General features: G+C 42.0%; 15 protein-coding genes and 1 riboswitch. Of the genes, 12 read left to right on the forward strand and 3 right to left on the reverse strand.

Annotated elements, in window-relative coordinates; translation table 11 throughout:
• Positions 1–8 precede the first annotated feature (8 nt).
• The 3 genes from A3M5_RS23590 to A3M5_RS0102395 all read left to right on the forward strand — a co-directional run bounded on the left by A3M5_RS23590 (position 9) and on the right by A3M5_RS0102395 (position 4324).
• On the forward strand, positions 9–1334 hold the full coding sequence (locus tag A3M5_RS23590) for a polysaccharide deacetylase family protein (protein ID WP_018392152.1): 1326 nt from the start codon (positions 9–11) through the stop codon (positions 1332–1334).
• A gap of 128 nt (positions 1335–1462) precedes the next feature.
• Positions 1463–2761 (forward strand): hemolysin family protein, encoded by a 1299-nt coding sequence (locus tag A3M5_RS0102390; RefSeq protein WP_018392153.1) that lies wholly within the window; start codon positions 1463–1465, stop codon positions 2759–2761.
• A gap of 90 nt (positions 2762–2851) precedes the next feature.
• The gene (locus tag A3M5_RS0102395) at positions 2852–4324 is read left to right on the forward strand and encodes a nicotinate phosphoribosyltransferase (RefSeq protein ID WP_018392154.1); all 1473 of its coding nucleotides are present in this window, start codon (positions 2852–2854) and stop codon (positions 4322–4324) included.
• Positions 4325–4436: 112 nt separating this feature from the next.
• Here the strand turns inward: A3M5_RS0102395 and A3M5_RS0102400 are convergent, their stop codons facing one another.
• On the reverse strand, positions 4437–5792 hold the full coding sequence (locus tag A3M5_RS0102400; RefSeq protein WP_018392155.1) for an arsenic transporter: 1356 nt from the start codon (positions 5790–5792) through the stop codon (positions 4437–4439).
• A gap of 255 nt (positions 5793–6047) precedes the next feature.
• Between A3M5_RS0102400 and A3M5_RS0102405 the strand changes: the two genes are divergently transcribed.
• From A3M5_RS0102405 to A3M5_RS23595, 3 genes are read left to right on the forward strand one after another with little or no spacing between them, the layout of a single operon-like run.
• Positions 6048–6623, forward strand: coding sequence for an IMEF encapsulin system ferritin-like cargo protein (locus tag A3M5_RS0102405; protein ID WP_415874126.1), 576 nt, complete (start codon positions 6048–6050; stop codon positions 6621–6623).
• Positions 6624–6638: 15 nt separating this feature from the next.
• Positions 6639–7493, forward strand: a complete 855-nt coding sequence (locus A3M5_RS0102410; RefSeq protein ID WP_018392157.1) for a family 1 encapsulin nanocompartment shell protein — start codon at positions 6639–6641, stop codon at positions 7491–7493.
• On the forward strand, positions 7486–7836 hold the full coding sequence (locus A3M5_RS23595) for a 2Fe-2S iron-sulfur cluster-binding protein (RefSeq protein WP_018392158.1): 351 nt from the start codon (positions 7486–7488) through the stop codon (positions 7834–7836). Before A3M5_RS0102410 ends, A3M5_RS23595 begins: the two co-directional genes overlap by 8 nt.
• A 117-nt stretch (positions 7837–7953) precedes the next feature.
• On the opposite strand, the gene A3M5_RS0102420 is transcribed toward A3M5_RS23595, so the two are convergent.
• Positions 7954–8433 (reverse strand): hypothetical protein, encoded by a 480-nt coding sequence (locus tag A3M5_RS0102420; RefSeq protein ID WP_018392159.1) that lies wholly within the window; start codon positions 8431–8433, stop codon positions 7954–7956.
• 396 nt (positions 8434–8829) lie between these two features.
• On the opposite strand from A3M5_RS0102420, the gene A3M5_RS0102425 reads away from it, so the two are divergent.
• The 3 genes from A3M5_RS0102425 to A3M5_RS0102435 all read left to right on the forward strand — a co-directional run bounded on the left by A3M5_RS0102425 (position 8830) and on the right by A3M5_RS0102435 (position 11090).
• Complete coding sequence (locus A3M5_RS0102425) at positions 8830–9645, forward strand: basic amino acid ABC transporter substrate-binding protein (protein WP_018392160.1); 816 nt, start codon at positions 8830–8832, stop codon at positions 9643–9645.
• 70 nt (positions 9646–9715) lie between these two features.
• Entirely contained in the window at positions 9716–10381 is a 666-nt protein-coding gene (locus A3M5_RS0102430) for an amino acid ABC transporter permease (RefSeq protein ID WP_018392161.1), read from the forward strand.
• Positions 10368–11090 carry an amino acid ABC transporter ATP-binding protein gene (locus tag A3M5_RS0102435; protein WP_018392162.1) on the forward strand — a complete coding sequence of 241 codons (723 nt, stop codon included), beginning with the start codon at positions 10368–10370 and terminating at the stop codon, positions 11088–11090. Before A3M5_RS0102430 ends, A3M5_RS0102435 begins: the two co-directional genes overlap by 14 nt.
• 39 nt (positions 11091–11129) lie before the next feature.
• Here A3M5_RS0102435 and A3M5_RS0102440 read toward each other — a convergent pair whose 3' ends face one another.
• Positions 11130–12827, reverse strand: coding sequence for an AAA family ATPase (locus A3M5_RS0102440; RefSeq protein ID WP_018392163.1), 1698 nt, complete (start codon positions 12825–12827; stop codon positions 11130–11132).
• 228 nt (positions 12828–13055) lie between these two features.
• Between A3M5_RS0102440 and A3M5_RS0102445 the strand changes: the two genes are divergently transcribed.
• From A3M5_RS0102445 to thiW, 3 genes are all read left to right on the forward strand, one after another.
• On the forward strand, positions 13056–13493 hold the full coding sequence (locus A3M5_RS0102445; RefSeq protein WP_018392164.1) for a peptidylprolyl isomerase: 438 nt from the start codon (positions 13056–13058) through the stop codon (positions 13491–13493).
• Positions 13494–13562: 69 nt separating this feature from the next.
• A complete protein-coding gene (locus A3M5_RS0102450) occupies positions 13563–13877 on the forward strand; it encodes a metal-sensitive transcriptional regulator (RefSeq protein WP_018392165.1) in 315 nt (104 codons plus the stop codon).
• A gap of 1 nt (position 13878) precedes the next feature.
• Positions 13879–13984, forward strand: a riboswitch (TPP riboswitch).
• Positions 13985–14037: 53 nt separating this feature from the next.
• On the forward strand, positions 14038–14523 hold the full coding sequence (thiW, locus tag A3M5_RS0102455; protein WP_018392166.1) for an energy coupling factor transporter S component ThiW: 486 nt from the start codon (positions 14038–14040) through the stop codon (positions 14521–14523).

Below are 14523 nucleotides of genomic sequence, written 5' to 3' on the forward strand. Positions count from 1 at the left end.
GATGCAAGATGAAACAAAAAAAAACAATTCTTGTGGCGCTAGGCGGTATAACGCTGTTTATACTTATGATCGCAGCTAACCTCCTTGTGACAGGAACGGACAGCGGGGATGAGACGATTGTTTGGGCAACAGAAATGAAAAAATCAAAATATGACGGTGTGGACATTAAAACGAAAGTGGCAGAAGAAAAGCTTTATAATATGGCTGTTCATTATCCCGTTTTTTCAGAATCGACTTTAAATGAACAGATAGAAAAGTATGTCCGGGCAAAAGAAACACAATTTTTTGACGAATTGGATACGATTAGTAAAGGTAGAATGTCTAAAAAACCAGCATCATTTACCCTTACATTCCGTCTTAATCCAGCAGGTGAAGGGTTTTATTCTATTTTATTCACGACAGACACATATATCGGAACGGGTAAAAATACTGTTTCATGCGATACAAGGATCGCAGATGTGGCAGCTAAAAAGTGGATCACGTCGCGGGAGTTATTTATTAATCCGGACAAAGCTGCACGTGCATTGCAAAATGCTCTTTCAGAAAAAGAAAGACAAAGTAAACAAGTCGCTCAACAATTCGCGGGTGAACAGGCACTGTCAAATATGTATATAGAAGAGCATAATGTGGTCTTCACTTTTAATGAAGTTGAATTAGAAGAGGCGAGATTACCGTTTAAAAAGGTTTATCCTTATTTGAAAAAGGAATGGCGGGAACGCTTTGCCAAAAATATCGAAGCAGAACAGCAGGCTCAGGAAACGATTGCTGCATCCAGCGGTAATCATGTAAAAAAAGTGGCCCTTACATTTGATGATGGTCCGAATCCAGACAGCACGACAGCTATTTTAAATGTGTTAAAAAAGTATGATGTGAAAGCAACCTTTTTTGTTCTCGGCAGCCGTGTTGATTTTTATCCGGAACTTGTGGATCGGATGGTTCAGGAAGGCCATGAAATTGGCAACCATACATGGAGCCATAAAGATTTAACGAAAATTACAGTGGAAGCGGTAAAGAAAGAGCTTGGTATGACGGCTGAAGCTGTTGAACAAGCGGCTGGTGTCTCGCCGATTGCGGTCCGTCCGCCTTATGGAGCGACGAATGAACAAGTCAATCAAATTATTGGCGTACCACCTGTTCTTTGGTCTGTCGATACACTTGACTGGAAATCTCACAACCCGAAAGCCATTTATGATATTGTGAAACGGGATACGAGAGACGGCACGATTATTTTAATGCATGATATTCACAAAACGACGGCTGATGCCCTTGAAGATGTGATCGTTTATCTTCAAAAGCAAGGGTATGAACTCGTCACGGTAGACGAACTTTACTAACAGTCCGGTCAGCGATGCTGAGCCGGATTTTGTGTTAAATGGATATATAACGTGGTATAATAAGATAAAATAAACGGTTTATTTTTATATTACAGGAGGTGTAGGCCTCGTTTATTCGGGGCTTGTCATTGGAGATAATCAATTTAATCGGAGTCGCTCTATTAATCGCACTGACTGCATTTTTCGTTGCAGCAGAATTCGCGGTTGTTAAAATGCGCTCATCGCGTGTCGAACAACTCGTCGCAGAAGGAAAACCAGGTGCGGCAGCAGTTGAGCGTGTCACAACGCATTTGGATGAGTATTTATCCGCTTGTCAGCTTGGAATTACCGTTACAGCGCTTGGACTCGGCTGGTTAGGCGAACCGACCGTTGAGGCGCTATTGCACCCGCTGTTTGAGCAATTTGGACTAGCACCATCTGTAGCGACGATTTTGTCATTTGTGATCGCGTTTTCCGTTGTGACATTTTTGCACGTTGTCGTCGGGGAACTGGCGCCAAAAACAGTTGCGATCCAAAAAGCAGAAGCTGTTATGCTGGCATTAGCTGTTCCGTTGATCTGGTTTTACCGCATCATGTATCCGTTTATTTGGGTGTTAAACGGATCTGCCCGTCTGTTAGTCGGTGTTTTTGGACTGAAGCCGGCGTCAGAACACGAATCTGTTCATACGGAAGAAGAATGGCGGCTGCTGCTATCTGAAAGCTATGAAAGCGGAGAAATTAATCAAAATGAACTAAAGTATGTGAATAACATTTTTGAATTTGATGAGCGCATGGCTAAAGAAATAATGGTGCCGCGGACGGAAATGGTCAGTCTGTCCATTGAAGACACGATGAATGATGTGATTGAGGTTGTCAAAGAAGAAAAATATACACGTTATCCGGTCATTGTCGGGGATAAGGACAATGTGATCGGTATGGTCAACTTTAAAGAAATTTTAACTGTTGCGGTGAAAGAAGAACCACTTCCGAAAGTCGAACAGCTGCGTCCGTTTGTCAAACCGATTATTCGTGTATTTGAGAATATACTCATTCATGATTTGCTTGTGAAAATGCAAAAAGAGCGGACGCATATGGCCATTTTAATTGATGAATATGGCGGTACGGCTGGTCTTGTGACCGTTGAAGATATTTTAGAAGAGATTGTCGGCGAAATCCGTGATGAATTTGATGCCGATGAAATTGCAGAAGTACGCAAAGTAAAAGAGGATCATTATTTATTTAGCTCAAAAGTGTTGATTGGAGAAGTAAACGACCTTCTTGGCACGGCGCTAGATGATAAAGACGTTGATACGCTTGGCGGCTGGTTTTTAACGGGCAAAATAGACACGGAATTACACGATAGTATTGAAGAGGACGATTGGGTGTTTAAAGTGACGGAAATGGACGGACATCACATCGTATATATTGAAGCAAAAAAACTCGTGTAATGCGGGTTTTTGTTTGTTAGAGACAATAAATGTCCCAGGAGCGGTTGCCGCCACATGCAAAAAGGTGTAAGATGACAGGAATGAAGCGCGATGGAAAAGCAAAAGGGAGTAGTAATTATGTCACGATATGAAGATGACAGTCTTGCCTTGCATACGGACCTTTACCAAATTAATATGGCTGAAACGTACTGGTACGATGGCACACATACAAAAAAAGCAGTATTTGAATTATATTTTCGGAAAATTCCGTTTGGTAATGGTTACGGTGTTTTTGCCGGACTTGAAAAAATTATTGATTATTTAGAGAAGTTTCGTTTTACAGACAGCGATATTGAGTATTTACGCGTTCTCGGATACGGGGATGATTTTTTGTCGTATTTAAAAGAAATGCGATTTACTGGAACATTAAAAAGTATGAAAGAAGGCGAGCTTGTTTTTGCAAACGAGCCGATTTTGCGTGTCGAAGCACCACTGGCAGAAGCGCAAATTATTGAAACAGCACTGCTTAATATTGTGAATTATCAAACACTAATTGCGACGAAAGCATCGCGTATCAAGCAAGTACTGGGGGACGAATCTGCGATGGAGTTCGGTTCACGCCGTGCACATGAAATGGATGCAGCGGTGTGGGGAACACGTGCGGCGTACATTGGCGGATTTGATGCGACGAGCAACGTCCGCGCGGGAAAACTATTTGGCATTCCTGTATCTGGAACGCATGCGCATGCACTCGTACAGACGTACAAAGATGAATATACCGCCTTTCATAAATATGCACAGCGTCACCGTGACTGCGTCTTTTTAGTCGACACGTACGATACATTGAAATCCGGTGTACCGGCCGCTATTCAAGTGGCAAAAGAACTTGGCGATCAAATTCATTTTATCGGCATCCGTCTCGACAGTGGGGATATGGCGTATTTATCAAAAGAGGCGCGTGAAATGTTAGATGAAGCCGGTTTTCCTGACGCCCAAATTGTTGCATCCAATGATCTTGACGAATATACCATTATGAATTTAAAAGCAGAAGGTGCAAGAATCGATGTATGGGGCATTGGCACAAAAGTGATCACCGCCTATGACCAGGCGGCACTTGGTGCAGTATATAAACTTGTATCAATCGAGGACGGGACAGGAGAAATGAGTGATACAATTAAACTGTCAGCTAATCCTGAAAAAGTAACAACACCCGGCTTGAAACGTGTATACCGAATCGTGAATAAATTGAACGGTAAAGCAGAAGGCGACTACATAGCGCTTGACGAAGAAATTCCACAAAATGAAGAAAAGCTGAAAATGTTTCATCCCGTTCATACGTTTGTAAGCAAGTTTGTCACGAATTTTGAAGCGCGTGAACTGCATGAGCTTATTTTCTTTAATGGCATACGCGTATATGATCTGCCCGCTATTGAATCGATTCGCCAGCTGACGAGTGAAAATCTTGAACTGCTTTGGAATGAATATAAACGGGCGTTCAATCCGGAAGAATATCCGGTTGATCTGAGCCAAAACTGTTGGGATAATAAAATGAAAAACATTCAAGCAGTAAAAGTACAGCATTAGTATACCCTGCTCAAAAAAGAGTATGAATATAAAAAAACGTCCAAAAGAAAATACTCTTTTGGACGTTTTAGTGTGAAGATAAATGAATTCCCTCGTATGTTGGAGGAAACGATCAGGTAAAAACCATTTGAACCCAATAAAATAGTAAAAACAATGTGACGATCGTTGTAATTGGGATGACAATCAGTGATACACTTAAATAATCCTTCCACGTTACCTTAATCTTATTACGTCTTAAAATGTCCATCCAAATAAGAGAAGCAAGCGTTCCCATTGGTAATAATAAAGAGCCCATGTCACTGCCAATAATATTTGCGAGGTAAATGGTTTTTAATGTAATAGGGTCCAGTCCCATTTCTGTTAAAGTGATGGTTCCGATCATTAAGGCAGGATGATTATTAAACAAGTTAGATAATAGAGACACTAATCCTCCCATAATAAAGCTCGCTTGAAGTAATCCTTGGTTTACAATGGGGTTACATAAATTCACAAGTATCTCTGTCAATCCTGCATTGTGAAGCCCATAAATGATCACATACATTGAAAAGGCGAAAATAAGAATGTGCCAAGGTGTCTTTTTCAAAATATCAATTGGATTTGTCCGCAAATGGTACCATCTCCATGCAAGAAGGACAAATGAGCCAAGAACAGCCACTAGTTCAATTGGAACAGAAATGTAGGAGGCCACAAATAGCAGGCATCGTATCACAAAGACAAACAACAAGATCCTTAGCATAAATGTTGTCCGTTTACGTTTCGTATCAACAGAAAGGGTTCCTTTTAATGGATGGAAGTGTTTGGTGAAAAACATATCTTCTACATCATATATCGTATTGGGCAAGGTTTTGGGTAACTTTTTCTTTACGACGATAAACATTAACCAGGACATAAACAACAACCCTAAAGTAGCAGGCACGAACATCATAGCTGTATGCATATAAAGAGACATATGGACAATTTTTAAGGCAATTAAGTTGACGATGTTACTTACTCCAATAGGTGCGCTGGAAGCTGTTGCAATCAAAGCTCCACTTAAAAGATAGGGAAGCTGTTCATATGGCTTTAGCCGTAGGTTTTTTAGGAGCAAAATTAAAATCGGAGTTGTAATGAGAATGCTGCCATCATTGTTAAATAGAAGAGTCATCAAAAAACATAACAACTGAATGTACCAATAGAGGCGGTAACCAGAACCTTTAGCTAAGCTTGCAAGTCTTGCAGCTGCCCAGTGGAAAAAACCAAAACTTTCTAATATGACAGCCATGACAATCGTGGCTATAATGGTAATCGATGCGCCACCGATTTTATTGATAATATCTGTGATATTCTCATAAGAGACCCTTCCTGTCAGTAAAATAATCATTGCCCCAATAGATGCGGGCCATGCTTCATTTATTCCCCCTGGCCGTAAAAATATGACAACCATCGTCATGATAAACACCAAAATCGTCAATCCAATATCGAAGCTCATTTTACTTTCTCCTTTTTTATAAAGGGTCTTAAGTCAAATGCCCCCCCTTGTCCGATTTATTAGTATATGTATATTCACCTCTATTAAAATGAACTGGATAACGGGCCTAATCTTTTAAAATAATGTGTGTATTTAATATAAATGAAGAGTGAAAGGCCTAGTAGACTAACTCCTTTTGTCCTTTTCTGCTGTAATTTTTGCCACCTGGGCACTTCACAGATTATAATAGGGATAGCAATTAATTAGGAGGTGTACGTGTTGAAGGATGAATTAACTGAATTTTACAACATTTTCACTGACACGAAAAAAGACATTGAGAGCTTTATGGCAATGCTTGATCCGGTTATTAATCATGCAAATGACGACCATGAACGGCTTTATTACCATCATATTTATGAAGAAGAAGAGCAACGGCTTTCGCGTCTTGCTGAAATGATCCCGCTTATTGAAACATTTCAGGCAGGGAAAGGCGGAGATTTCGTCCCATCAAACAATACGTTTAACCGTTTGCTGCAGGAACTGAATTTAGAAAAATTTGGTTTGCACAACTTTGTTGAACATCTTGATCTAGCCTTGTTTCAGTTCAAAGATGCAGAAAGACAGGCAAAGTTATCTGAAATGCGTAGTGCGAACCATAAGAGCTATCAATTCGTAAAAGAAAAGCTTGCTGGCATTAATGCCCGTTTTGATACCGGTTATACAGACCCTCATGCACATCACGATGAACATGGTGACCATTTAGATCATCATGCTCATGCCGCACCGGCCGCTAAAGCTCCTATTCAAAAAACGAAACGTTCATTTACCGTTGGATCATTGATCTCGAAATAAGGAGGAGAGACTTTTATGAATAAAGCTCATTTGTATCCGGACGCACCACTTTCAGCAAGTGATTTCGATGAACTGGACCGCATCATTATTGAAGCGGCGAAAAAACAATTAACAGGACGCCGGTTTATTGAATTGTATGGCCCGCTTGGACGTGGTGTACAAAGCATTCACACGGACGTTTTCGCTGAAAAAAGCGCGGCTCATATGGATTTTCAAGGTTCATTTGATACAGAGATTGAATCAGCACGCCGTGTAAATTACACGATTCCACTATTATACAAAGATTTTGTTTTATACTGGCGTGATATTGAGCAGGCGAAAACGCTTGATATACCAATAGATTTTTCATCCGCATCTAATGCCGCCCGCGATGTGGCATTGCTAGAAGATGGAATGATTTTCCACGGGGCGAAACAATTTGGTATACCAGGATTAATGAATGTTAAAGGACGCCAGACACATTTAATTAGCAATTGGTACGAATCCGGAACTGCCTTTCAGGATGTTGTAGATGCACGTGGGAAATTAATGGAGCTGAACCATAACGGTCCTTATGCCCTCGTTTTGTCACCGGAATTGTATGCACTCTTGCACCGTGTTCACCGCGACACAAACGTGCTTGAAATTGAGCATGTGCGTGAGCTTGTGACAGACGGCGTATTCCAGTCGCCTGTACTAAAAGGGAAGACAGGTGTGCTTGTGAATACAGGGCGTAACATTCTGGATCTTGCTATTTCAGAAGACTTTGAAACAGCCTACCTCGGCGAAGAAGGGATGAATCATCCGTTCCGTGTATTTGAGACGGCTGTACTTCGCATTAAACGTCCGTCTGCCATATGTACATTCGCTGATCCAAAAGACGATGAATAAGAAGAAGTGGACAGTCGGCTCGCTCATTCCAGGAATGGAAACCGTACGGGAAGTGCCTGTCCAGGTTGTGGAAGAAAAAAAAGTGGACAAGACAGCACCGGTCGTTGAGATTCGGCAGGGCATTGTTTCTTGCTCGGTCCCGGTTAAATCAGGCGTCATTTTACTTGACGGTGCACTCGAGCAAGGCTGTGGCATTAAATATAAATGCCGGAAAGGGACATGCGGCGTCTGTACAGTTGATATATTGTCGGACAGTGATCATCTGTCATCGCGAAATGAAGCCGAACAAAAAAAGCTTGGACAGTCGGCGAAACGGCTTGCTTGCCAGGCCGTGATGAAATAACAAAAATCCGCCCTAGATATAATGGGCGGATTTTTGTTAAGTTAAGTCTAAATATTGGAAAGGAAGCTGTGGAGTATTACAGGATGCAATGATCGAAAGCCCCCGAATCGTTAGCTGTCAAGCGTAGCGGCGTTTGTCTATCAGGACAAGATTATTCTCGACCGTAAACGGCAATACGACATCCCGTTTTTCGATTTCATCAACACTCACATCACGAACGATTTTAAGCGCTTCTTTTTTAAACGAATTCGTTACAAATCCTTCATTCACTTCACAAAGTTTACGTAAGTAGCGGAGTGTTTCTTCTGTCATCATTTCACGGACTGACACATTTTTAAGCTGGCAAATGAGCTTGTGACGAAGTCCTCTCATCACACCAATTTGATCAACATGTGCTGTGACATTTTCACCGTTCTCTGCAATGAAGCTAAATGAAATATATTTTCCCTGTGACAAATCGACATTTGTAAAGACCGGATTCATGTATGTTTCACCGGATGCAAGTGTAATAGACTCAGCTTCCGCAGCACCGCCAAGTTTACGGCTGTTCGCAATGACCATATGGATATCTTTGAGTCCATGCAGCATTCCATTCATCGAGCGTCCCTCATTCCATCGTCGTTGTTGTTACACTCATTTTAAGGGGAATGATAATCATTGTCAATAAAAAACAGGCTTGAGTTATCTTATTCTTCAATAGTATCATTTAGAACCTTTAATGCTTCTTGTATACGTAGAAAACCGTTATATCGAGTGGGTCCCTCATTTGTCAAAATGATTCACGATGCATCCCTGCATGCTTACGACTGTTTATAAATCTGAAAATTCTTTATTTATGCAAAATTTATTCATCCAATCAAGGAAATTAACGGGAATATGTCGATTTAAATGAATATTAATGCATAAAAATAAGTTTTTCGGCGAAAAATGATTGAAATACGATTGATAACGCGTTATTATTTTAGTATACAAAAAAACAGAGGGGTTATCATCATGACATTCACAATTAAAAAAGCAACAATCGCGATAGCTGCTAGTTGTTCACTGCTCTTGTCTGCATGTGGAAGCGGCGGCGAACAACAAAGCGGTTCAGAAGATAAAAAAGTATTAAATGTTGGAACGGAAGCAACTTTTGCCCCGTTTGAATTTATGGATAAAGGCGAAGTATCCGGTTTTGACGTGGATCTTCTTAATGCAGCGGCAGAAGAAGCGGGATATGAAGTCGATATTAAAAATACAGGCTGGGATGCGATGCTTGCAGGGTTGCAAAGTGATCAGCTTGATATCGGAATGTCTGGTGTCACCATCACAGACGAGCGAAAAGAAACGTATGATTTCTCAAGCCCTTATTTTGAATCTGTCAGCATGATTGTCTTTAAAGAGGGTACGAATATTACGAAGGCAGAAGATTTAAAAGGAAAGAAGATTGGTGTTCAAAACGGGACAACAGGTCAAATTGCAGCAGAAGCGATTGTCGGTAAGAATGACAGCTCTATTTCAAAATATGAAGCAGCAGCTCTGACATTTCAGGCGCTTCAAAGCGGTGACGTAGAGGCGGTCGTGACGGATATTGCAGTTGCACTTGAATATGTGAAAAACAATCCAGATGCAGGCGTTAAAACAGTCAGTGACGAGCAATTTACGCCAGAATACTATGGAATTGTTTTCCCGAAAGGCAGCGAATTGAAAGCAGAGTTTGACGAAGCGTTAAACACACTTTATGAAAATGGAACGTACACGGAAATTTATAAAAAATGGTTTGACGAAGAGCCAAACCTCGATGTATTAAAAGAAGCAGCGGTGCAATAAATAAAAATCAAAAACGGCTGTCCCTTTTTTATGGACAGCCGTTTTTGGCGGAAGAAAGGAGAAAAATAGTATGGATTTTCGTTTTGAAATCGTTCAGGATTACATGCCGTTTTTCTTGAAAGGAATGGCCGTAACAATTGGCGTGTCGCTTGCTGGCATATTAATAGGTCTTATTCTAGGCTTGTTTATTGCTCTTGGTAATATGTCCTCGAATAAACTTATTCGGCTGCCATTTAATATTTATATTAATATTTTTCGGGGGACGCCATTACTTGTTCAATTGTTAATTATCCATTTTGGGATTGTGCCGATGTTTATGTCACCTTCGGATCCACTCGTATCTCTCATTATTGGACTCTCATTAAATTCCGCGGCGTACATTGCGGAAATTTTTCGTGCAGGTATTCAATCGATTGATAAAGGGCAGATGGAAGCGGCCCGTTCTCTCGGAATGACGCGCGTGCAAGCCATGAAACTTGTTATTTTACCGCAGGCAGTGAAACGCGTTATTCCGCCGCTCGGCAATGAATTTATCGTCCTGTTAAAAGAATCCTCTCTCGGATCCGTTCTTGCGGCGCCGGAGCTCATGTATTGGGGCCGTGCAGCAGCCGGGCAGTATATTCGTATTTGGGAACCGTACCTGACCGTGGCCCTTATTTATTTAGTGCTGACACTTTCTCTTACGTACTTGATGAACTACGTTGAAAGGAGAATGAAAACTGATGATATCCGTTAAAAACTTAAAAAAATCGTTTGGGGATAATGAAGTCTTAAAAGATATTTCACTGGATGTTGATTCGCAGGAAGTCGTTGTTGTGATTGGGCCATCCGGTTCCGGGAAATCAACGTTTATTCGTTGTTTAAATATGCTTGAGACGATTAACGGGGGTCAAGTCCTCATTGATGAGAAAGATTTAACCGATAAAAACATAAATATCAATACCATTCGCACCGATGTTGGTATGGTGTTTCAACACTTTAATTTATTTCCGCATAAGACGATTCTTGATAATATTACGCTTGCACCGATGAACGTGCGTAAGATGAAGAAAAAAGAAGCAGAAGAAAAAGCAATGGGGCTTCTGGAGAAAGTCGGTCTTGCAGAAAAAGCATCCGCTTATCCCGAGTCGCTTTCTGGCGGACAAAAGCAGCGTGTGGCGATTGCACGTGCGCTTGCAATGGAGCCGAAAATTATGTTATTTGACGAACCAACTTCTGCACTTGACCCGGAAATGGTCGGCGAAGTGCTTGAGGTCATGAAACAGCTGGCGAAAGACGGAATGACAATGATCGTCGTCACACATGAAATGGGCTTTGCTCGTGAAGTGGGGGACCGCGTCATCTTCATGGATAACGGCTACATTATCGAGCAAAATGAACCGACAGCGCTGTTTGATAAGCCGCAGCATGAACGAACGAAAGCATTTTTAAGCAAAGTACTTTAACGAAAAAAGGAGGTCTCCGGCACTCGGAGACCTCCTTTTTTAAAATTGGTGAATAAGCGCTTCGATTTCAATTCCTTCAAGTGTTTCCTGCGTCATCAGTGCTTCAACGAGCCGGTCAAACGCCGTTCGGTGTTCTTCAATAAGGGTTTCGGAACGTGCTAATGCCAGTTCAAACAATTCAATCATTTTTGTTTCTTTGTCGGATTGTCGGAATGTAATGGTAAACCGATCTTGAAAAATACCGGTATCCACCATCCGTACTAAAATTTGTTTCGCTTGCTGCACATCACCGCTGACACCGATGGAATGTTCACCGAGATAAAGCCGTTCTGCTACACCACCGGATAAAATCATCGCTACTTGGTCAATGAGTTCACTTGCCGTTGATAAGTGAAGCTCTTTCGGAACAGGTGCTACATAGCCAAGGGCATGTCCACGCGGAATGATCGTCGCCTTTCGGACGGAACCTGGCTTTGTGAGTGCGGCAACAAGAGCATGTCCCGCTTCATGAATCGCCACGCGCCGTTTCGTAGCTGGATCGGCGAGCGGACGCGTTGACGTGCCGAGAATGGTCCGGTCAAGCGCATAGTCAAAATCTTTCTTTTCAATTGTGTCACGGCCACTCCGGATCGCACTTCTGCTAGCTGTTTCAAATAAAGCAGACAGTTCAGCGCCGGAAAAGCCGACGGTTGCTTCAGCTAAATCATGTAGCATGGCGGCGGCGTTGTCCGCCATATTTTTGCCGCGCGCATGAATGTCGATAATTTCTTTCCGGCCTCTTGCATCGGGAAGTGTCACATGAAACGAGAAATCGATGCGGCCGGGACGAAGAAACGCTTCATCCAGCATATCTTTCCGGTTCGTTGCAGCAATGAAGAGCAGCCCGTCGTTATCGTGGCCGCCGTCGAGCTGTACGAGCAGTTCGGTCAATGTTTTTTCACCTTCTTCACCGCCATTTGTTTTCCGGCGGCCAGCCAGCGCATCCACTTCATCGATAAAAATGACAGCTGGTTTTTGTTTCCGGGCTTCTTTAAACAGATTGCGAACACGTGATGCGCCGACGCCGACAAATAATTCGGTAAAAGCTGATCCGCTTGATGAGAAAAAGGAAGCACCCATTTCACGAGCAATGGCTTGGGCAAGCAATGTTTTTCCCGTACCCGGTGGCCCGTACAATAAAATGCCGCGTGGCGGTTCGATGCCAAGTCGTGTGGACAAGTCTTTTTCTTTCAATATGGAAAGTGTTTGCAAGATGTCTTCCTTCATTTCATCTGACAAACCACCAACGTCTTGTAATGTGATATTCGGCAGTGGACGGGCATGAGAGACACTATTTTTCATTGAATGGGCAACACCAACGCCGCCTTTCTTGCGATAAATATAAAACCCGATTCCTGCAATGATTAAAATGAAACCAATGGCGATCCAATTTTCATACGCCTCCGCTTTTACATATTCGTAGCGAATATTGTACGTTTCATTCAATCGATCCACAGCTGTACTTCCGGGCGAAATATAAGACGTATATTCTCCGCTTTTCGTGGAAATATGAAGAGTACCATCTGGATGTTCTTCTAGCCCGACCTCTTGTCCCTTTTCTTTTTGGATAATGTTTTCCACTGACGAAAATGGAATAACGGTCGTTACATTTGTTTTCTGTACATACCAGAATACACCGGCTGCAAGCAGTAAAAACAATACAGCTGCTTTCCACAGCAATCCGGGACGTGTCTTCATCACTATCACACTCCCTTTTCTAGAATACTTCTATTATATGAAAAAAAGAGTCATCTTGAAAGCGGAAAACATTTCACAAAAAGGTAGGAGTAAAATGTTTATGGAAAAAAACAAAAATTATGAGTCATAGAAGGTAAAGGCATGATAAAAAGCTCTCTGCTTTTTTTATGACGCTAATAATGTTATCATGAAGACTGATTAATTTTATCTGAAATGGAGATGTTTGTTATGGCTAAAAAAGGTACGATTGAAATGGAAAATGGCGAAAAAATTGAGATTGAATTTTTCCCAGGGGATGCTCCTAACACAGTAGCTAACTTTGAAAAATTGGCGAATGAAGGTTTTTATGATGGCGTTGTATTTCACAGAGTAATCCCGGGGTTTGTTAGTCAAGGCGGCGATCCTACAGGTACAGGAATGGGCGGAAGCGGCACTACGATCAAATGTGAAACTGCCAACAATCCTAACAAACATGAGGCAGGAAGCTTATCAATGGCTCACGCAGGGAAAGATACAGGTTCAAGTCAGTTCTTCTTAGTACATGAGCCACAGCCTCATTTAGATGGAGTTCATACTGTTTTTGGAAAGGTTACATCAGGCTTAGAAACAGCTAAAAACATGAAACAAGGCGACAAAATGAAAAAAGTAACCGTATTTGAAGCGTAATCAATGTTGACCGGCCCCGCGCCGGTCTTTTTTATGTTATTATAGTTGGCATAAGAGGAGTTGACGGCCATGATGGAAGAACACGCGGCATGTGCCGCCGAAGAGCAGAAAAGCCACCATCCCGAAAGTGTCAAGAAAAACTTAGTGACACGTCTGAACCGCATTGAAGGGCAGATTCCCGAAATAAAAGGCATGATTGAAGAAGATATGTACTGTGATGATATCGTTACGCAAATTGCCGCGACACAGTCTGCATTAAACAGTGTAGCAGCGATGCTTTTAGAAGGGCATGTAAAAACATGCGTGACTGAACGCATTCAAGAAGGCGATCTTGAAGTCATTGAAGAACTTATTGTGACCGTACAAAAATTAATGAAAAAATAAACAGGACTACTGGGGGTGCCAATATCATGGCTGAGAGGGAATTCTTATCCTAACCCCAACTACCTGATCCGGTTAATACCGGCGTAGGGAAGTAGCAATCACTGACGACAAACCGGATCAGACGTATTGCTGATCTGGTTTTTTGTATGGGAGGAATTTTATGTTTTCACCGAAAAATATGGCGATCATGGCACTGTTGACAGCCATCTCTGTACTTGGCGCCACATTTATTTGGTTCCCGGCGGGTGTGGCCAAAGCGTATCCTGTGCAGCATGCTATCAATGTGTTGTCTGCGATCTTGCTTGGACCAGGTCCAGCTCTTGTCATTGCTTTTATGACAGCTGTTGTTCGAAACTTGTTAGGGATCGGTTCGCTTCTTGCGTTTCCTGGAAGTATGATTGGCGCGCTGCTCGCAGGTTATGCTTATAAGAAATGGCAGAAGCCTTCATTTGCGGCAGCGGGTGAAATCATGGGAACGGGTGTAATAGCATCTCTTGTATCTGTACCAATAGCAAATCTATTTTTAGGAATGGAAGCAGCCGCCCTCTTTTTTATGCCAGCCTTTCTCATCAGCAGTATAACGGGCTCTATTCTTGGTGTCATCGTAGCCATTCGGTTACAGAAAACAAACATTTTTAAAAAGTAG

Origin of the sequence: Bacillus sp. 37MA (genome assembly GCF_000372765.1) — a bacterium.
Taxonomy (GTDB): domain Bacteria; phylum Bacillota; class Bacilli; order Bacillales; family Domibacillaceae; genus Domibacillus; species Domibacillus aminovorans.